A 19,496-nucleotide genomic window follows, 5' to 3' on the forward strand; every position below is an offset into this window, starting at 1 on the left:
GCTCGCCAGCTAGACCGAGCAATCCGCTCAGTCTTGTGTAGTTTTACTACTCGTATATACATTCGAAAGGCTGAAATGGCCGACGATTTGTAGTAAAACTACAGGACGCCGAAGCAACCTTCGGCCATCCAAGAATTTATGTCGTCTGCCCACAAGGCCAGTCGCAAACTTCAGGCAACCGATTCTGGTAGCCTTTCCGCCCTGGAGCAAGCCATGCAAGACCTCGATCCCGTCGAAACCCAGGAATGGCTGGACGCCCTGGAATCGGTTCTCGACAAAGAAGGCGAAGACCGTGCTCACTACCTGATGACCCGTATGGGCGAACTCGCGACCCGCAGCGGCTCGCAACTGCCCTACGCCATCACCACGCCGTACCGCAACACCATCCCGGTAACCCACGAAGCACGCATGCCTGGCGACCTGTTCATGGAACGCCGCATTCGCTCGTTGGTACGCTGGAACGCCATGGCGATGGTAATGCGCACGAACTTGAAAGATTCTGACCTGGGCGGTCACATCTCCAGCTTCGCTTCCAGCGCAACCCTGTATGACATTGGCTTCAACTACTTCTTCCAGGCCCCGACCGAAGAACACGGCGGCGACCTGATCTACTTCCAGGGTCACACCTCGCCAGGCGTCTACGCCCGTGCGTTCATGGAAGGCCGCATCACCGAAGAACAAATGAACAACTTCCGCCAGGAAGTCGACGGCCAGGGCCTCTCGTCCTATCCGCACCCTTGGCTGATGCCTGATTTCTGGCAGTTCCCGACGGTATCCATGGGCTTGGGCCCGATCCAGGCGATCTACCAGGCACGCTTCATGAAGTACCTGGAAGCCCGTGGCTTCATCCCTGAAGGCAAGCAGAAAGTCTGGTGCTTCCTGGGCGACGGCGAGTGTGACGAGCCGGAATCCCTGGGCGCCATCTCCCTGGCTGGCCGCGAGAAGCTGGACAACCTGATCTTCGTCATCAACTGCAACCTGCAGCGCCTCGACGGCCCGGTTCGCGGCAACGGCAAGATCATCCAGGAACTCGAAGGCGTGTTCCGCGGTGCTCAATGGAACGTGACCAAAGTCATCTGGGGCCGTTTCTGGGACCCACTGCTGGCCAAAGACGTCGACGGTATCCTGCAACGTCGCATGGACGAAGTCATCGACGGCGAGTACCAGAACTACAAAGCCAAAGACGGCGCGTTCGTACGTGAACACTTCTTCAACTCGCCAGAGCTCAAGGCGATGGTTGCTGATCTGTCCGACGACGAGATCTGGAAACTCAACCGTGGCGGCCACGACCCGTACAAGGTCTACGCGGCGTACCACGAAGCGGTCAACCACAAAGAGCAACCAACCGTCATTCTGGCCAAGACCATCAAAGGTTATGGCACCGGTGCCGGCGAAGCGAAGAACACTGCGCACAACACCAAGAAAGTCGATGTCGACAGCCTGAAGTTGTTCCGCGACCGCTTCGACATCCCGGTCAAGGACGAAGAGCTGGAGAACCTGCCGTTCTTCAAGCCAGAACCAAACAGCGCCGAAGCCCGCTACCTCAGCGAGCGTCGCACTGCACTGGGCGGTTTCGTGCCACAGCGCCGCGCCAAGAGCTTCAACATCCCGACTCCGCCACTGGATACCCTCAAGGCTATCCTGGACGGTTCGGGCGACCGTGAAATCTCCACCACCATGGCCTTCGTGCGGATCCTCGCGCAGCTGGTCAAGGACAAGGAAATCGGCTCGCGTATCGTGCCGATCATCCCGGACGAAGCCCGTACCTTCGGTATGGAAGGCATGTTCCGTCAGTTGGGCATCTACTCCTCCGTCGGCCAGCTCTACGAGCCAGTCGATAAAGACCAGGTGATGTTCTACAAGGAAGACAAGAAGGGCCAGATCCTCGAAGAAGGCATCAACGAAGCGGGCGCCATGAGCTCCTTCATCGCTGCCGGTACGTCGTACTCCAGCCACAACCAGCCGATGCTGCCGTTCTACATCTTCTACTCGATGTTCGGTTTCCAGCGTATTGGCGACCTGGCTTGGGCAGCAGGCGACAGCCGTACCCGTGGCTTCCTGATCGGCGGTACTGCCGGCCGGACCACGCTGAACGGCGAAGGCCTGCAACACGAAGACGGCCACAGCCACATCCTGGCGGGCACCATCCCGAACTGCCGCACCTTTGATCCAACCTACGGCTATGAGCTGGCGGTGATCATCCAGGACGGCATGAAGAAGATGACCGAAGAACAGCAGGACGTTTTCTACTACATCACCGTGATGAACGAGTCCTACCAGCAACCAGCCATGCCGGCCGGTGTCGAGGAAGGCATCATCAAGGGCATGTACCTGCTCGAAGAAGACACCAAGGAAGCTGCTCACCACGTGCAACTGATGGGCTCCGGCACCATCCTGCGCGAAGTGCGTGAAGCGGCAAAAATCCTGCGTGAAGAGTTCAACGTCGGCGCTGACGTATGGAGCGTTACCAGCTTCAACGAACTGCGTCGCGACGGCCTGGCCGTAGAGCGCAGCAACCGCCTGCACCCGGGCCAGAAGCCTGCGCGCACCTACGTTGAAGAGTGCCTGGCTGGCCGTAAGGGTCCGGTTATCGCCTCTACCGACTACATGAAGCTGTTTGCTGAACAAATTCGTCAGTGGGTACCGTCCAAGGAATTCAAAGTCCTGGGCACCGACGGTTTCGGCCGTAGTGACAGCCGCAAGAAGCTGCGTCACTTCTTCGAAGTCGACCGTCACTTCGTGGTGTTGGCAGCCCTGGAAGCCTTGGCTGACCGTGGTGAAATCGAACCTAAGGTGGTAGCTGACGCTATCGTCAAGTTCGGGATCAACCCGGAAAAACGCAACCCACTGGACTGCTGAGGAGACTTTCTGTGAGCGAACTCATTCGCGTACCTGACATCGGCAGCGGTGAAGGTGAAGTAATTGAACTGTTTGTGAAGGTCGGCGACACCGTCGAAGCCGACCAGAGCATCCTGACCCTGGAGTCGGACAAGGCGAGCATGGAAATTCCTGCTCCCAAGGCCGGCGTGGTCAAGAGCCTGAAAGTGAAGCTGGGCGATCGCCTGAAAGAAGGCGACGAACTGCTTGAGCTGGAAATCGAAGGTGCCGCTGATGCGGCCCCTGCGGCGGCCGCTCCTGCTGCGGCCCCTGCTGCCGCTGAAAAACCTGCCGCTGCTGCCGAGGCCCCTGCGGCCCCGGCTGCTGCACCGGCAGCGCCTGCCGCCGCTACTGTCCAGGACATTCATGTTCCGGACATCGGTTCGTCGGGCAAGGCCAAGATCATCGAGTTGCTGGTTAAAGTCGGCGACACCGTCGAAGCCGACCAGTCGCTGATCACCCTGGAGTCCGACAAAGCCTCCATGGAAATCCCTTCGCCGGCTGCCGGCGTGGTGGAAAGCATTGCCGTGAAGCTGGAAGACGAAGTCGGCACTGGTGACTTCATCCTCAAACTGAAAGTCGCGGGCGCTTCGGCTCCTGCTGCTGCCGCTCCAGCCGCCGCTGCTCCGGCCGCCAAGGCTGAAGCTGCACCTGCTGCCGCCCCTGCGCCTGCTGCAAAAGCCGAGGCCGCACCGGCTCCGGCGGCTGCACCTGCGCCAAGCGGTGCCAAGGTTCATGCCGGCCCTGCCGTGCGCCAACTGGCCCGTGAATTCGGCGTCGAGCTGAGCGCTGTGTCGGCCACTGGCCCACACGGTCGCGTGCTGAAGGAAGACGTGCAGGTTTACGTCAAATCCATGATGCAGAAGGCCAAGGAAGCTCCGGCAGCCGGTGGCGCTACCGGTGGTTCGGGCATTCCGCCGATCCGCACCGTCGACTTCAGCCGCTTTGGTGAAATCGAAGAAGTGCCGATGACCCGCCTGATGCAAATCGGCGCGGCAGGCCTGCACGCCAGCTGGCTGAACATCCCGCACGTGACCCAGTTCGACCAGGCCGACATCACCGACCTGGAAGCTTTCCGCGTTGCGCAGAAAGCCGTGGCCGAGAAGGCCGGCGTGAAGCTGACCGTGCTGCCCCTGCTGCTCAAGGCTTGCGCACACCTGCTCAAGGAACTGCCGGACTTCAACAGTTCGCTGGCACCTAGCGGCAAGGCGATCATTCGCAAGAAGTACGTGCACATCGGCTTTGCAGTCGACACTCCGGATGGCCTGCTGGTACCGGTCATCAAGAACGTCGACCAGAAGAGCCTGCTGCAGCTTGCCGCTGAGGCCGCTGCACTGGCTGCCAAGGCGCGCGACAAGAAGCTCACCCCGGACGATATGCAGGGCGCGTGCTTCACCATCTCCAGCCTCGGCCACATTGGCGGTACTGGCTTCACGCCAATCGTCAACGCGCCGGAAGTGGCGATCCTGGGTGTTTCCAAGGCCACTATCCAGCCTGTATGGGACGGTAAAGCGTTCCAGCCGAAGCTGATGCTGCCACTGTCGCTGTCCTACGATCACCGTGTGATCAACGGCGCGGCTGCCGCACGCTTCACCCAGCGCCTGAGCCAGTTGCTGAACGACATCCGCACCATCCTGCTTTAAGCCACAACAGGTCTTCTGCCCATGCAGGAGACCTGGCTTCACCGATTTCCGAGCGCCACGCTCGTACCTCAACCCCGCCAATTGGCGGGGCTTTTTTTGCCTGCTTTCCAGGCAAAACCTGGACACGGAAATCGAGGTTGTACACCGCCCATCACCCCGGTTGTAGAAAACCGTTCGCTGGCCGATAACCCACTTATAGCACTTAGCCTTCATCCTCTCTTGTCAGCCCGTGCCGCATGATGCAACCTTGCCGCAGGCAACAGTAAAGAGGGCGTGAGCCCGGCGCGAAGCGCATTTTTCCAAGCGAGTTTCCCCATGAAAAGCCAACCCGATGTCGCCCGTACGGCGGCCGAGGTAGTGACGCAATTACCGGTGCCCTCGCGCCTCGGTATGCTGCGTTTCGAGCGGCTTAATGAGGCAAGCTGGGCCCTGCTGTACCTCGACCCCAATTGCGAACGCCAATTCGGCCTGCCCGCCGTCGAACTGTGCGCCCTGGTCGGCTCGCCCTACGCCAGCCTGATGGAACCCCAGGCGCGTTATCAGCTGCATGACGCGATCCAGGAACAGCTGACCATCAGCCCCCATTATCTGGTGCGCTACACCCTGCACACCCATGACGGTCCGTTGAGCCTGCTGGAGCTGGGTGAGGCCTACAAACAACACAACCGTCACCTGCTGCGTGGCTACCTGATGGTGGTTGATGGCCTGTTCAGTGATATTTCACTGGCCCCTGCCGAGGATCTCGAAAGCCAGAACAGCCGATTGCAGATCGCCCTGGAACTCAACCAGCGCGCCCAGCAGGAACAGCTGCAACACCTTGAGCGAGTGCGCGCCCAGCAGGAACTGATCCTGCTGCTGGCCCGCCAGCGCTACAGCACCAACAACTCGCTGCAAGAAGCCGCCGAACTGATCACCCGCAGTGCCTGCGATATCTACCAAATCGACTGCGCCAGCATCTGGAACCTCGAGAACCAGCACCTGGTGCCGATTTCCGCCTATCACCGCGCCGATCAGCAGCACCACCTGCCCGAGCCTATCGATGCCAGTGGCTTCCCGGACTACCTGGAAGCCCTGCAAACCAGCCGCGCCATCGATGCCAACAACGCCCTTCGCGACCCACGCACCCGGGAAATGGTCGAGAGCCTGCGCCCGCGTGACATCCACGCCATGCTCGACGCCAGCATCCGGGTCGATGGCAATGTGGTCGGGGTGTTGTGCCTGGAGCAAAGTGGCAGCACCCGCGTCTGGCAGTCCGACGAGATCGCCTTTGCCGGCGAGCTGGCCGACCAGTTCGCCCAGGTGATCAACAACCACAACCGCCGTACCGCCACCAGCGCGCTGCACTTGTTCCAGCGGGCCGTGGAGCAAAGCGCCAACGCGTTCCTGCTGGTCAATTGCGACGGCGTGGTGGAATACGTCAACCCCAGTTTTACCGCGATCACCCAGTACAGCACCGAAGAAGTCCACGGCCACCAGCTGTCGGAACTGCCGGCGCTGGAGAACCTCAGCGAGCTGCTGTTCGACGCGCCGTCGAGCCTGGCCAAGAGCAACAGCTGGCAAGGCGAGTTCAAGAGCCGACGCAAGAACCTCGAACCCTACTGGGGCCAGCTGTCGATCTCCAAGGTCTATGGCGACAACCGTGAGCTGACGCACTACATCGGCATCTACGAAGACATCACCCAGACCAAGCTGGCCCAGCAGCGCATCGAGCGCTTGGCCTATACCGACAACCTTACCAACCTGGGCAACCGTCCGGCGTTCATCCGTAACCTGGACGAACGCTTTGCCCGGGACAGCGACAGCCCTATCAGCCTGTTGCTGGTGGACATCGACAACTTCAAGCGGATCAACGACAGCCTCGGCCACCAGACCGGCGACAAACTGCTGATCAGCCTGGCCCGGCGCCTGCGCAACAGCCTGACGGCCAGCGGTAGCCTGGCGCGGTTTGCCAGTAACGAGTTTGCCGTACTGCTGGACGATACCGACCTTGAAACCGGCCAGCAGGTCGCCAGCCAGTTGCTGGCCACCCTCGACAAGCCGATGTTCGTCGACAACCAGTTGATCAGCGTCACCGGCTCCGTGGGCCTCGCCTGCGCGCCGCTGCATGGCCGCGACCCGCAAACCCTGATGCGCAACGCAGGCCTGGCGCTGCACAAGGCCAAGGCCAACGGCAAACACCAGGTACAGGTATTTACCGAGGCGCTGAACGCCGAGGCCAGCTACAAGCTGTTCGTGGAAAACAACCTGCGCCGCGCCCTGACCCAGAACGAACTCGACGTGTTCTACCAACCCAAGCTGTGCCTGCGCAGCGGTCGCCTGCTGGGGATGGAAGCGTTGTTGCGCTGGAACCATCCGGAAAAGGGCATGATCCGCCCCGACCAATTCATCAGCGTGGCTGAGGAGACCGGGCTGATCATCCCTATCGGCAAATGGATCGCCCGTCAGGCCTGCCGCATGAGCCGACAGCTGACCGCTGCGGGCCTGGGCAAACTGCAAGTGGCAATCAACCTGTCGCCCAAGCAGTTTTCCGACCCGGACCTGGTGGCCTCGATTGCCACGATCCTCAAGGAAGAACAGCTGCCCGCCAACCTGCTGGAACTGGAGCTGACCGAAGGCCTGCTGCTGGAAGCCACCGAAGACACCCGCCTGCAACTCGACCAACTGAAGAGTTTTGGCCTGACCCTGGCCATGGATGACTTCGGCACGGGTTACTCGTCACTTAGCTACCTGAAAAAATTCCCGATCGACATCATCAAGATCGATCGCAGCTTTATTCATGAAATCCCGGACAACCAGGACGACATGGAAATCACCTCGGCGGTGATCGCCATGGCTCACAACCTCAAGCTCAAGGTGGTGGCCGAAGGCATCGAGACCGCCGAACAGCTGGCGTTCCTGCGCCGTCACCGTTGCGACGTCGGCCAGGGCTACCTGTTCGACCGGCCAATCCCGGGTTCCGAGTTGATCGAGAAGCTTAAACGCTATCCTCGCGGGCCAATCGCCTGACAGCGCGGTAACACTCGGGCAAACTGGCAGTCTGAATTCTTACCTGTAACTCAATCTGACTGAGAGGACTGATCATGGTCTTGCGCTCGGAAATTCTGGTGAACAAAAACGTGCTTCCTACTCAAGAACAAGCTTTGCCTGGCCGTGAAACCCCGATGTCCCTGCCCGAGACTCACTTCGTCAACGGCAACCCGCTGCTCGGCCCGTTTGTCGACAACGTAGAGTTTGCGATCTTCGGCCTGGGTTGCTTCTGGGGCGCAGAGCGCCGCTTCTGGCAGCGCGAAGGCATCGTCAGTACCGTAGTGGGTTATGCCGGTGGCTACACGCCGAACCCGACCTATGAAGAAGTCTGCTCGGGCCTGACCGGCCACAGCGAAGTGGTGCTGGTGGTGTTTGACCAGGACAAGATCAGCTACGAAGAACTGCTGAAGATGTTCTGGGAACTGCACAACCCAACCCAGGGCATGCGCCAGGGCAATGACATCGGCAGCCAGTACCGGTCGGTGATCTATGCGGTCAAGCCGGAGCACCTGGAGGCGGCGAAGGCCAGCGCGCAGGCTTATCAGAATGAACTGACCAAGGCCGGCCTGGGCACCATCACCACTGAAATCGAAGAAGCGCCGACGGTGTATTTCGCCGAGGCGTATCACCAGCAGTACCTGGCGAAGAATCCGCAGGGCTATTGCGGGATTGGCGGCACTGGCGTGACCTGCCCGATCTGATTGCACAAGATCGTTCCCACGCTCTGCGTGGGAATGCCGCTCTGGACGCTCCGCGTCTGCTCTGAAATTCGTGACGCAGAGCGTCACAGGATGCATTCCCACGCAGAGCGTGGGAACGATCAGTTACTCGGCGATAAGCCAATCCATCTGCCACCCACCCTGGGTTTGCCCAAGCTGCTTGGACAACCACGGCAGCAGCTCACGCAACTCTTCCTCCAAGCCCCACGGCGGATTGGCAATCGCCAGACCCGAACCGGTCAGGGTGTTCGGCGTGTCCAGCGGATGCACCAACAATTCCACCCGCAGCAACTTCGGTGCACCGGTACCGGCCAGGTCCTGGTAGAAACGACGCAACATGCGCTGGTCCTTCACCGGGTACCAGATCGCAGCCACTGTCTGGCGCATCCGGCTCACGGCTTCCTTGAGGGACGCGGCGCAGCGCTGCATCTCGTCGAGCTTTTCAAACGGCGGATCAATCAGCATCAGTGCACGCTTTTCCGGCACCGGCAGCAATGCCCGTGGCACGTGCCAGCCTTCGCCAAGGTGCACTTTCACCCGACGGTCGCCCTTCATGTTGTCCTTGAGCAGCAGGCCGTCTTCCGGGTGCTTCTCATTGAGCAACACGCGATCCTGAGGGCGAGTCAGACGTCGCGCCAGCTCCGGTGAGCCCGGGTAGTAGCGCAACTCGCCATCCGGGTTCATCTCGTGCAGCACACGCATGTAGTCGGCGGTCAGCGGCGGCAGGTCGGTCTGGCCCCACAGGCGGGCGATGCCTTCCAGGTATTCACCGGTACGGTTCGCCTGGTCGCCCTGCAGGTCGTACAGACCAATACCGGCGTGGGTGTCGAGATAGGCAAACGGCTGTTCCTTGCGCGACATCAGGGCGATGAGGCGGGTCAGGGTCAGGTGTTTGAAGACATCGGCGTGGTTGCCGGCGTGAAAGGCGTGACGATAATTCATGGTTGCTCCTGCGCAGGGGGCGAAGTTTACCTTTTACGCAGGCAAAGGTGCAGGGCTGCGCGTCAGGTGGTGCTTATGCCGCAAACACAGGGGCGCCGCCGAAAATAGTCTAATTGCCGGTACGAAAGCGGATTTATTGTGGCGAGCAATTATCCATGGAGGTCATAACAACTCATGAAAGACGCCACCATCGCCCTGCACCACGGCTTCAAGTCGGACCCGACCACCAAGGCCGTCGCCGTGCCGATCTACCAGAACGTCGCTTTCGAATTCGATAACGCCCAGCACGGCGCCGACCTGTTCAACCTCGACGTGCCCGGCAATATCTACACGCGCATCATGAACCCCACCAACGACGTGCTGGAGCAACGCATCGCAGCACTCGAAGGCGGCATCGCGGCCCTGGCGGTGTCGGCCGGCAGCGCGGCGATTCACTATGCAATCCAGACCTTGACCCGTGCCGGTGACAACATCGTCACCACCCCGCAGCTGTACGGTGGCACCTACACCCTGTTCGCCCATTTGCTGCCGAGTTTCGGCGTCGACGTGCGCTTCGCCCGTGACGACTCTGCCGCAGCCGTCGCCGAGCTGATCGATGACAACACCAAGCTGGTGTACTGCGAAAGCATCGGCAACCCGGCAGGCAATATCATCGACATCGAAGCCCTCGCCGACGTCGCCCACGCCCGAGGTGTGCCGCTGATGGTGGACAACACCGTGGCCACGCCGATCCTGTGCAAGCCGATCCAGTTCGGCGCGGACATCGTCGTGCATTCGGTGACCAAGTACGTGGGCGGTCACGGCAACTCGCTGGGTGGCGTGATCGTCGACAGCGGCACCTTTCCCTGGACTCAATACCCGGAGAAATTCCCCGGCCTCAACCAGCCCGAGCCGGCGTATCACGGCGTGGTCTACACCGAAAAATTCGGCCCAGCGGCGTTCATCGCCCGCGCCCGCACCGTCCCCCTGCGCAACACCGGCGCAGCCTTGGCTCCGATGAATGCATTCCTGCTGCTGCAAGGCCTGGAAACCCTGGCCCTGCGCATGGAGCGCCACACCGAAAACGCCTTGAAGATTGCCCACTTCCTGCAAGACCACGAGTTGGTGGAGTGGGTCAGCTACGCCGGCCTGTCGGATCACCCACACCACCATCTGGCGCAGAAATACATGCAGGGCAAGCCGTCGGCGATTCTGTCTTTCGGCCTGAAGGGCGGTTATGAGGCTGGCGTACGCTTCTATGACTCACTGCAAATCTTCAAGCGCCTGGTGAACATCGGCGATGCCAAGTCCCTGGCCTGCCATCCGGCGTCCACCACCCACCGTCAGATGAATGAACAAGAGCAGGCGAAAGCCGGCGTGAAGCCGGAGATGATTCGCCTGTCTGTCGGAATCGAGGCGATTGAGGATCTCATCGAAGACTTGCAACAGTCTTTGGCTTCAACCCAACTCTGAGCCGAGCCAGGCAGCCAGCGCCTGATGACTGACATCCGGCCGGTGCACGAAGTGAGCGACCTTGTGCTTCAAGGTCGCCGGCGCAAAGGCACCGTGCAGGTCCGGGCGTTGTTCTTCCAGCCATTGCAGCAGATTGTCCATCAGCGTGACGCTCGATTGCTCACTCAAGTGCTGGAGAACCTGCGGCGGCACTTGCCACCACGGGCTTGGCTTTGCCGCTCCCACCGTTGTGACTGCTACCTCAAGCTGGTGACCATTCATCCAGTAGCGACTGAACACCGGGAGCAACGCCTTTGCCTGCGGCCCCAGTGCCTGCAAAACAGGCAGTACATAGGCGCCGTCCCAGAAGCGAAAGAACAACGCCTGCCCTTCCGGCAACATTACCTTGGTCAGGCTGCGCAGATGCTCGACGACGGTTTGCACAGGACAGGACGATACAGCCAACCATCCCCAGTCAGTACCTTCGCATTCGCCGGCCCATTTCAGAAAAGCACTTTCAACGGCAACCACCGCAACGTAGGGCATGACTTCATCCCATGCCGCATATTCGCTTCCCGCCCAGATTGGACTGAGCGAGCCACCACTGGTACGACGCCAGGCTTCAAGCGGCTTGCAGTCGCTGGCATTGCCCAACACTGCAAACAACTGCTCGCCCTCCTGCAAGGGTGCAGCCTCAAGCCACTGCCCGGGGGCAATCATGGCGCACCTCCGGCGAGTGATGCGCTGCGATGTAGAGGCGTATCACACACCCCATTCCTGCAGCGCTCACACTCTTCGCAAAAGGGCGCACTGCGTTTCAGGCTGGACACCTGCACAGCACTCAGCGGTGCCGCTATGACAGCCAGCACCTTTTCCTGCAGCCCCGGCGTCAGCAGCGCTCCGGCCGATGCCGGTGAACCGCCAAGCTGGACCTCTGTGCTGCTGAAAATCCCGTCCGCTGAAACATTAATCCAGTGCCCGCCAGCCTGAAGGGTCACGCTGGCGCCTGCATCGATAACAATGCGTTGCCCGGCGCCGATGTGAACGGTGAACCCGGCACGCACCTGCTGGGAGCCGGCGATCATGAGGTGATCGTCCTGCTTGAGTTCGGTCAGTCGGTTGCCGTGGGTGGTGCGCAGTTCTTCGCCCTGAAGCTCGTGACGATCCAGGCCTTTGACGATTACGTTGCGCTGGTTGTCGACCTGCACGTGCTGGTCGTGCAGCACATGCTGGGTCCAGTTGCGCTGGGCACGCAGGTAGATTTCCTCGGCACCCTTGCGGTCCTCGATGCGCAGCTCGTTGTAGCCTCCGCCGCCGGGGCTGGTCTGGCTGCGGAAGATGCTGCGGGTCTTGTCCGCCGGCAGGTCCAACGGCACTGGCGTCGCCGCATTGGCCAGGCAGCCGACCACCAGCGGCGTGTCGGCGTCGCCATCGACAAAGCCCACCAGCACCTCCATGCCTACCCGCGGGATCAACACCGCGCCGTAATGCTCATGGGCCCAGCCACTGGCCACTCGCAACCAGCAGCTGGAATGCTCATTGTTTTCTCCGACGCGATCCCAGGCCAGTTGCACCTTGACCCGGCCGTATTCATCACAATGGATTTCACTGTCGACGGGGCCGGTAACCACCGCGTTCTGGTAACCGGAAATGCGAGTACGTAGCGGCGGCAGCGTGGGCCGAAACGCCGTGTCCCATGGCGTGGCGACGAAGGTGTTGCTGTATCCCTGGAGCGCCCCATTACCCACAGACTCCTCAAGTACTTGAGGCTGACTACCGAAGTGAACGACCCGAGTCACCAGCCACAGATCATTCCACTCCTCGCGCGGGTGCGCTGCCAGCCTGAAAAACTGACCACTGACCAACGACGGTTGATCACCACTGCCGTGGGCCTGGCGATAGTCGCCGCGCCGTCGCTCAAGAGCACGTTGTGCCAAGTGCTTGCCGTGAGCCCTATCAGTAAAGTGTCCGGGGTATTCCTGGTCTTCCAGGGACGGAAGCTGCTCGCCGAGTACTTCACTTTCCAGCTGCAGTCGCGGCTTGCGGAAGTCGTAATCCCGCAAGTTGACACCCGTCGTCCGGGCCTCCAGGCGGACCGAAAAGCGCTTGATTACGGGCGTATCGGCGACCATCCCGGTGCCGGGCGCATAGTCGGTTGGGTGCTCGTCCTGAGCGAATACCGCCTGGTCATCACCAAACACCAACAGGTGCCCGTCGGGGTTGTGATGGAAATGGTAGTGAATCCCCAACTCGGCACACAGCCGCTGGATAAACCCCAAATCGCTCTCACCAAACTGCACGCAGTACTCACGCTCGGGATACACACCACCCAATCTGAATTCGAAAGCATCACCGTGGATGCCCTGCCCCTCCAGCACCTGCTTGATGATCTGCGGCACGCTCTGGTGCTGGAAAATACGCTGGTGGCTGCTGTGTTGCAGGTACGCCAGGCGTGGTACCAGGCTGATCTGGTAGCGGGTCAGGCGCCTGCCGGAATCGCCCTGGGCAACGCGGTAGATTTGGCCGTGAATGCCATGCCCCTGGGCATCAAAGCTCAAGAAGGCCTGGCGGTGCAGCAGGCTTTCAAGGTCAAGGTCCGGCCGGTCGCTGACCAGTTCAAGGTCAAAGCGATAAGGCTCGCTGATGGCTTCGTTGCCCTTGAACTCAAAAACCTTGAGATCACTGGGCACGCCGTCGAGGGTCAGGGTAAAAGCACTTTGATTGGCAGGAGCGAACATCCGGTGTTTCTCTGCGAGTAGTGGGTGGCCGATTCTGCACCAGCCGTTTGCCGAGCTGAGTGTGCTGCAGGCAAATCAGTAAATCCCTACGCCGTGAGCACCCTGGTCCTATCCGTTCCCCTTGAATCCCGCCCATAAAAAACGGCCCGTCATCCATGGGATGCGGGCCGCTTTTTATGGGCGGGCATTCAAGCCCCCGCCGATTACTTGTTGAGGTTGTAATCCGCCTCGGCCGCGTCAAACCGCTGAAGCATGCCAGTCGTCGGAGCACCCAGCTTGCTCACAAAGTAGATCGCCAGGCTCGCGAAGATGAAGCCCGGGATGATTTCGTACAGGCCAAACAGGCTGAAGTGCTTCCACACGATCACAGTGATCGCACCCACCAGGATGCCGGCCAGTGCGCCATTACGCGTCATGCCTTTCCACAGTACGGAGATCAGCACCACGGGACCGAACGCAGCACCGAAACCAGCCCAGGCGTAGCTCACCAGGCCCAGTACGCGGTTTTCCGGGTTGGCGGCCATGGCGATGGCGATCAGCGCCACCAGCAGCACCATGGCGCGACCGACCCACACCAACTCAACCTGGGAGGCGTTTTTGCGCAGGAAGGTTTTGTAGAAGTCTTCGGTCAGGGCGCTGGAGCACACCAGCAACTGGCAGCTCAGGGTGCTCATCACGGCAGCCAGGATGGCCGACAGCAGCACACCGGCAATCCATGGGTTGAACAGCAACTTGGCCAGCTCGATGAACACACGCTCGTGGTTCTCGGTCACGGGACCAGCGACTTCCGGGTGCGCCGAGAAGTAGGCGATACCGAAGAAGCCCACGGCCACGGTACCGCCCAGGCACAGGATCATCCAGGTCATGGAGATGCGACGCGCCTTGGCAATCGACTTCACCGAATCCGCCGCCATGAAGCGCGCGAGGATGTGCGGCTGGCCGAAGTAACCCAGGCCCCAGCCCATCAGCGAGATGATGCCGATGAAGGTGGTGTTTTTCAGCATGTTGAAGTTGTCAGGGTTCTGCGCTTCGATCGCCAGGAAGGTGGTGTCGACGCCACCGGTGGCCAGCAGCACGATGATCGGCGTGAGCAACAGGGCGAAGATCATCAGCGTGGCTTGTACGGTGTCAGTCCAGCTCACCGCCAGGAAACCACCCACGAAGGTGTAGGCAATGGTCGCCGCAGCACCGGCCCACAGCGCGGTCTCGTAGGACATGCCGAAGGTGCTTTCAAACAGGCGGGCGCCGGCAACGATGCCGGAAGCGCAGTAGATGGTGAAGAACACCAGGATCACCACCGCAGAGATGATCCGCAGCAGGCCGCTTTTATCTTCGAAACGGCTGGAGAAATAATCCGGCAGGGTCAGGGCGTCGCCGTTGTGCTCGGTCTGCACCCGCAGGCGGCCGGCTACAAACAGCCAGTTCAGGTAGGCGCCGACGATCAGGCCAATGGCGATCCAGCTTTCCGACAGGCCAGACATGTAGATCGCGCCGGGCAGGCCCATCAGCAACCAGCCGCTCATGTCCGAGGCGCCGGCCGAGAGCGCGGTGACCACGCTGCCGAGGCTGCGACCGCCGAGGATGTAGTCGGAAAGGTTGTTGGTGGAGCGATAGGCCATGAAGCCGATCAGCACCATGGCAGCGATATAGATCACAAATGTGATCAGGGTAGGATTACTTACGCTCATTGAGTTACGCCCTGGCTTTGTTTTTATGTAGCGGCGGTCTGTCCGGACGGCCACCCACTTGGCTAGTGGATAGACGAAGCCTGACGCCGCGCATTTATGACTGACGTTTCCCCAGGAAAGCCATCAGCCGATGAACCGTCCGTAAGAGGTTGCACCTTGGGCGCGAATGCTATTCAACAAAGCAAATAAGGTGCAACCAGTTTCTTGAGAATAAGTTGCACCTTGATGTGTTTTACGGAAAACACCGTGTTTTTGCTCCTTTTCGGAGCAAGCGCAGCCAAAGTCAGAAGTAAATGCACCAAGGCGCAGCCGATTCGGCTGCGCCGATATTTTTTCCCGATCAACATCAAAAATTTCATGGATAAAAAGGGTTGCACCCGGTTGCACCTCTCTCGGCGCAAAGCTAATCTTGCCGCCAGCTGATGCCACGCAGTAGTGGCACCCATGAGGATAAAAAGATGGCTACGACCACCCTTGGGGTCAAACTTGACGACCCGACCCGCGAGCGCCTGAAGGCGGCCGCGACCTCCATTGATCGCACGCCGCACTGGCTGATCAAGCAGGCGATTTTCAATTACCTGGAGAAACTCGAGGGTGGTGCAACCCTGGCCGAGCTCAACGGCCTGGCCAGCAAGGACGCAGAAGAAGCCGGCGAGGTCCAGACCGACCACGCCCACCAGTGCTTCCTGGAGTTCGCCGAGAGCATCCTGCCGCAATCGGTGCTGCGCGCGTCGATCACCGCCGCTTACCGTCGCCCGGAACCGGAAGTGGTACCGATGCTGATTGAGCAGGCGCGTCTGCCTGCGGCAATGGCCGAAGCCACCAACAAGCTCGCCTCTTCGATCGCCGAGAAACTGCGCAATCAGAAAAGCGCCGGCGGCCGTGCAGGCATCGTCCAGGGCTTGCTGCAGGAATTTTCCCTGTCGTCCCAGGAAGGCGTAGCGCTGATGTGCCTCGCCGAAGCGCTGCTGCGCATCCCGGACAAGGGCACCCGCGACGCGCTGATCCGCGACAAGATCAGCACCGGCAACTGGCACCCACACCTGGGCAACAGCCCGTCGCTGTTCGTCAACGCCGCCACCTGGGGCCTGCTGCTGACCGGCAAACTGGTCGCCACCCACAACGAAGCCGGCCTGACGTCGTCCCTGAGCCGCATCATCGGCAAAAGCGGCGAGCCGATGATCCGCAAGGGCGTCGACATGGCGATGCGCCTGATGGGCGAGCAGTTCGTCACCGGCGAAACCATCGCTGAAGCCCTGGCCAACGCGAGCAAGTTCGAAGCCAAGGGTTTCCGCTATTCCTACGACATGCTCGGTGAAGCCGCACTCACCGAACACGACGCCCAGAAATACCTGGCCTCGTACGAACAAGCCATCCACTCGATCGGCAAAGCGTCCCACGGCCGTGGGATTTATGAAGGCCCGGGCATCTCCATCAAACTCTCGGCCCTGCACCCGCGATACAGCCGTGCGCAGTACGAGCGTGTGATGGACGAGCTGTACCCGCGCCTGCTGTCGCTGACCCTGCTGGCCAAGCAATACGACATCGGTTTGAACATCGACGCCGAAGAAGCCGATCGCCTGGAGCTGTCCCTCGATCTGCTGGAACGCCTGTGCTTCGAGCCGCAACTGACGGGCTGGAACGGTATCGGCTTCGTGATCCAGGCTTACCAGAAGCGTTGCCCGTATGTGATCGACTACGTGATCGACCTGGCACGCCGCAGCCGCCATCGCCTGATGATCCGCCTGGTGAAAGGCGCGTACTGGGACAGCGAAATCAAGCGCGCCCAGGTCGAAGGCCTGGAAGGCTATCCGGTCTACACCCGCAAGGTGTACACCGACGTTTCCTACATTGCCTGTGCACGCAAACTGCTCTCGGTCCCGGAAGTTATCTACCCGCAGTTCGCCACCCACAACGCCCATACCTTGTCGGCGATCTACCACATCGCCGGCCAGAACTATTACCCCGGCCAGTACGAGTTCCAATGCCTGCACGGCATGGGCGAACCACTGTACGAGCAGGTTGTAGGCAAGGTCTCCGAAGGCAAGCTGAACCGTCCGTGCCGCGTGTACGCACCGGTCGGCACTCACGAGACATTGCTGGCTTACCTGGTGCGTCGCCTGCTGGAAAACGGCGCCAACACTTCGTTCGTCAACCGCATCGCCGACCAATCCATCTCGATCCAGGAGTTGGTGGCCGATCCAGTGGCCAGCATCGAGCAGATGGCGACGCTGGAAGGCGGCTTCGGCCTGCCGCACCCGCGTATCCCGCTGCCCCGCGACCTGTATGGTGCCGAGCGCGCCAACTCCGCCGGTATCGACCTGGCCAACGAACACCGTTTGGCGTCGCTGTCCTGCGCCTTGCTGGCCACCGCCCACAACAACTGGAAAGCCGCGCCGATGCTCGGTTGCACCTCCAGCAATGAAGCCGCTGCGCCGGTGTTGAACCCGTCGGATCTGCGTGACGTGGTCGGCCACGTACAGGAAGCGACTGTTGAAGACGTCGACAACGCCATCCAGTGCGCCCTGAAAGCCGGGCCCATCTGGCAGGCCACCCCGCCCGCCGAACGCGCCGCGATTCTCGAACGCGCCGCTGACCTGATGGAAGGCGAGATCCAGCCACTGATGGGCCTGCTGGCCCGTGAAGCCGGCAAGACCTTCGCCAACGCCATCGCCGAAGTGCGTGAAGCCGTGGACTTCCTGCGTTACTACGCGGTGCAGGCCCGTAACGATTTCACCAACGACGCCCACCGCCCACTGGGCCCAGTGGTGTGCATCAGCCCGTGGAACTTCCCGCTGGCGATCTTCAGTGGCCAGGTCGCTGCTGCACTGGCCGCCGGTAACCCGGTGCTGGCCAAGCCTGCCGAGCAAACACCATTGGTGGCCGCACAAGCCGTGCGCCTGCTGCTGGAAGCCGGAATTCCGGAAGGCGTGCTGCAACTGCTGCCGGGCCAGGGCGAAACCGTCGGTGCCCGCCTGGTGGGTGATGAGCGCGTCAAGGGCGTGATGTTCACCGGTTCCACCGAAGTCGCGCGTTTGCTGCAACGCAACGTCGCCGGCCGCCTGGATGCACAGGGTCGTCCGATCCCGCTGATCGCCGAAACCGGTGGCCAGAACGCGATGATCGTCGACTCCTCGGCACTCACCGAACAAGTGGTGATCGACGTAGTGTCCTCGGCCTTCGACAGTGCCGGCCAACGTTGCTCGGCCCTGCGCGTGCTCTGCTTGCAGGAAGATTCTGCTGATCGCGTCATCGAAATGCTTAAAGGTGCCATGGCTGAATGCCGCCTCGGCAACCCGGAGCGCCTGTCGGTGGACATTGGCCCGGTGATCGACGCCGAAGCCAAGGCCGGCATCGAGAAACACATCCAGGCCATGCGCGACAAAGGTCGCAACGTTTACCAGGTCGCCATTGCCGATAGCGAAGAGATCAAGCGCGGCACCTTCGTGATGCCAACCCTGATCGAACTGGAAAGCTTCGACGAGCTGCAACGGGAGATCTTCGGCCCGGTGCTGCACGTGGTGCGCTACAAGCGCAAAGAGATCGACCAGCTTATCGGCCAGATCAATGCCTCCGGCTACGGCCTGACCCTGGGCGTGCACACCCGCATCGACGAGACCATCGCCAAGGTGATCGACAACGTCCATGCCGGTAACGTCTACGTTAACCGCAACATCGTGGGTGCCGTGGTCGGCGTGCAGCCGTTCGGCGGCGAAGGTTTGTCGGGTACCGGTCCTAAAGCCGGCGGTCCGCTGTACCTGTACCGTCTGCTGTCGACCCGTCCTACGGATGCCATCGAGCAATCCTTCGTTCGCGGTGATGCCGTGACAGCACCGGATGTTCGCCTGCGGGATGCCATGAGCAAGCCGCTGACCGCCCTGCGAGCCTGGGCCGACAGCAACAAGCTCAGCGACTTGAGCGCCCTGTGCGTGCAGTTCGCCGCGCAATCCCAAAGCGGTATCACCCGCCAATTGGCCGGCCCGACCGGCGAGCGCAACAGCTACGCCATCCTGCCCCGCGAGCACGTGTTGTGCCTGGCGGAAGTGGAAGGCGACCTGCTCACGCAACTGGCAGCGGTACTCGCAGTCGGCAGCTCGGCGGTATGGCCGGAGACTGAATTGACCAAGGCCGTGTTCGCACGTTTGCCGAAGGAGCTTCAGGCGAAGTTCAAGCTGGTGGCTGACTGGACCAAGGATGAAACCGTATTTGATGCCGTGTTGCATCACGGTGACTCCGACCAGCTGCGTGGGGTTTGCCAGCAAGTGGCCAAGCGTGGCGGGGCGATTGTCGGGGTTCACGGGCTGTCTTCGGGCGAAACCGGGATTGCCCTGGAGCGCCTGGTGATCGAGCGGGCGTTGAGCGTCAACACCGCTGCGGCGGGTGGTAACGCCAGCCTGATGACCATCGGCTAACTGACGGAACGCGGTCAAA

The 19,496-nt window shown here is 61.0% G+C and carries 11 protein-coding genes; 6 read left to right on the forward strand and 5 right to left on the reverse strand.

The features are described 5' to 3' along the window. Positions 1-213 precede the first annotated feature (213 nt). The 4 genes from aceE (at position 214) to msrA (ending at position 8,248) form a co-directional block, all read left to right on the forward strand. Positions 214-2,859 (forward strand): pyruvate dehydrogenase (acetyl-transferring), homodimeric type, encoded by a 2,646-nt coding sequence (aceE, locus tag JFU58_RS30510; protein WP_063033429.1) that lies wholly within the window; start codon positions 214-216, stop codon positions 2,857-2,859. Positions 2,860-2,870: 11 nt separating this feature from the next. Then, a complete protein-coding gene (aceF, locus tag JFU58_RS30515; RefSeq protein ID WP_063033430.1) occupies positions 2,871-4,520 on the forward strand; it encodes a dihydrolipoyllysine-residue acetyltransferase in 1,650 nt (549 codons plus the stop codon). A gap of 315 nt (positions 4,521-4,835) precedes the next feature. Further along, positions 4,836-7,526 (forward strand): putative bifunctional diguanylate cyclase/phosphodiesterase, encoded by a 2,691-nt coding sequence (locus tag JFU58_RS30520; RefSeq protein ID WP_201143021.1) that lies wholly within the window; start codon positions 4,836-4,838, stop codon positions 7,524-7,526. A gap of 74 nt (positions 7,527-7,600) precedes the next feature. Further along, complete coding sequence (gene msrA / locus JFU58_RS30525) at positions 7,601-8,248, forward strand: peptide-methionine (S)-S-oxide reductase MsrA (protein WP_063033432.1); 648 nt, start codon at positions 7,601-7,603, stop codon at positions 8,246-8,248. Between the two features lie 123 nt (positions 8,249-8,371). Here the strand turns inward: msrA and JFU58_RS30530 are convergent, their stop codons facing one another. Then, a complete protein-coding gene (locus tag JFU58_RS30530) occupies positions 8,372-9,208 on the reverse strand; it encodes a 23S rRNA (adenine(2030)-N(6))-methyltransferase RlmJ (RefSeq protein ID WP_093202466.1) in 837 nt (278 codons plus the stop codon). 174 nt (positions 9,209-9,382) lie between these two features. On the opposite strand from JFU58_RS30530, the gene JFU58_RS30535 reads away from it, so the two are divergent. Then, entirely contained in the window at positions 9,383-10,660 is a 1,278-nt protein-coding gene (locus tag JFU58_RS30535; RefSeq protein WP_201143022.1) for an O-acetylhomoserine aminocarboxypropyltransferase/cysteine synthase family protein, read from the forward strand. On the opposite strand, the gene JFU58_RS30540 is transcribed toward JFU58_RS30535, so the two are convergent. The 4 genes from JFU58_RS30540 to JFU58_RS30555 form a co-directional block, all read right to left on the reverse strand. Beyond that, complete coding sequence (locus JFU58_RS30540; RefSeq protein WP_201143023.1) at positions 10,646-11,359, reverse strand: DUF4123 domain-containing protein; 714 nt, start codon at positions 11,357-11,359, stop codon at positions 10,646-10,648. The two genes, JFU58_RS30535 and JFU58_RS30540, sit on opposite strands and share 15 nt — an antisense overlap. After that, positions 11,356-13,377: a type VI secretion system Vgr family protein gene (locus JFU58_RS30545; protein ID WP_201143024.1), complete on the reverse strand. Its 2,022-nt coding sequence runs from the start codon at positions 13,375-13,377 to the stop codon at positions 11,356-11,358. Before JFU58_RS30545 ends, JFU58_RS30540 begins: the two co-directional genes overlap by 4 nt. 203 nt (positions 13,378-13,580) lie before the next feature. Then, on the reverse strand, positions 13,581-15,065 hold the full coding sequence (putP, locus tag JFU58_RS30550) for a sodium/proline symporter PutP (protein WP_063033437.1): 1,485 nt from the start codon (positions 15,063-15,065) through the stop codon (positions 13,581-13,583). Between the two features lie 123 nt (positions 15,066-15,188). Then, the gene (locus JFU58_RS30555) at positions 15,189-15,494 is read right to left on the reverse strand and encodes a hypothetical protein (protein WP_177025886.1); all 306 of its coding nucleotides are present in this window, start codon (positions 15,492-15,494) and stop codon (positions 15,189-15,191) included. 29 nt (positions 15,495-15,523) lie between these two features. Between JFU58_RS30555 and putA the strand changes: the two genes are divergently transcribed. Further along, a complete protein-coding gene (putA, locus tag JFU58_RS30560) occupies positions 15,524-19,477 on the forward strand; it encodes a trifunctional transcriptional regulator/proline dehydrogenase/L-glutamate gamma-semialdehyde dehydrogenase (RefSeq protein WP_201143025.1) in 3,954 nt (1,317 codons plus the stop codon). The last annotated feature ends 19 nt before the right edge of the window (positions 19,478-19,496 follow it).

Source organism: Pseudomonas sp. TH34, assembly GCF_016650865.1.
Lineage (GTDB): Bacteria > Pseudomonadota > Gammaproteobacteria > Pseudomonadales > Pseudomonadaceae > Aquipseudomonas > Aquipseudomonas yamanorum.

What these genes read in the sequence shown, in the direction of transcription:
- putP (WP_063033437.1), bottom strand. Translation starts at nt 15,065, where the DNA reads ATGAGCGTAAGTAATCCTACCCTGATCACATTTGTGATCTATATCGCT.
- JFU58_RS30540 (WP_201143023.1), bottom strand. Translation starts at nt 11,359, where the DNA reads ATGATTGCCCCCGGGCAGTGGCTTGAGGCTGCACCCTTGCAGGAGGGC.
- JFU58_RS30530 (WP_093202466.1), bottom strand. Translation starts at nt 9,208, where the DNA reads ATGAATTATCGTCACGCCTTTCACGCCGGCAACCACGCCGATGTCTTC.
- JFU58_RS30535 (WP_201143022.1), top strand. Translation starts at nt 9,383, where the DNA reads ATGAAAGACGCCACCATCGCCCTGCACCACGGCTTCAAGTCGGACCCG.
- aceE (WP_063033429.1), top strand. Translation starts at nt 214, where the DNA reads ATGCAAGACCTCGATCCCGTCGAAACCCAGGAATGGCTGGACGCCCTG.
- JFU58_RS30545 (WP_201143024.1), bottom strand. Translation starts at nt 13,377, where the DNA reads ATGTTCGCTCCTGCCAATCAAAGTGCTTTTACCCTGACCCTCGACGGC.
- msrA (WP_063033432.1), top strand. Translation starts at nt 7,601, where the DNA reads ATGGTCTTGCGCTCGGAAATTCTGGTGAACAAAAACGTGCTTCCTACT.
- putA (WP_201143025.1), top strand. Translation starts at nt 15,524, where the DNA reads ATGGCTACGACCACCCTTGGGGTCAAACTTGACGACCCGACCCGCGAG.
- JFU58_RS30520 (WP_201143021.1), top strand. Translation starts at nt 4,836, where the DNA reads ATGAAAAGCCAACCCGATGTCGCCCGTACGGCGGCCGAGGTAGTGACG.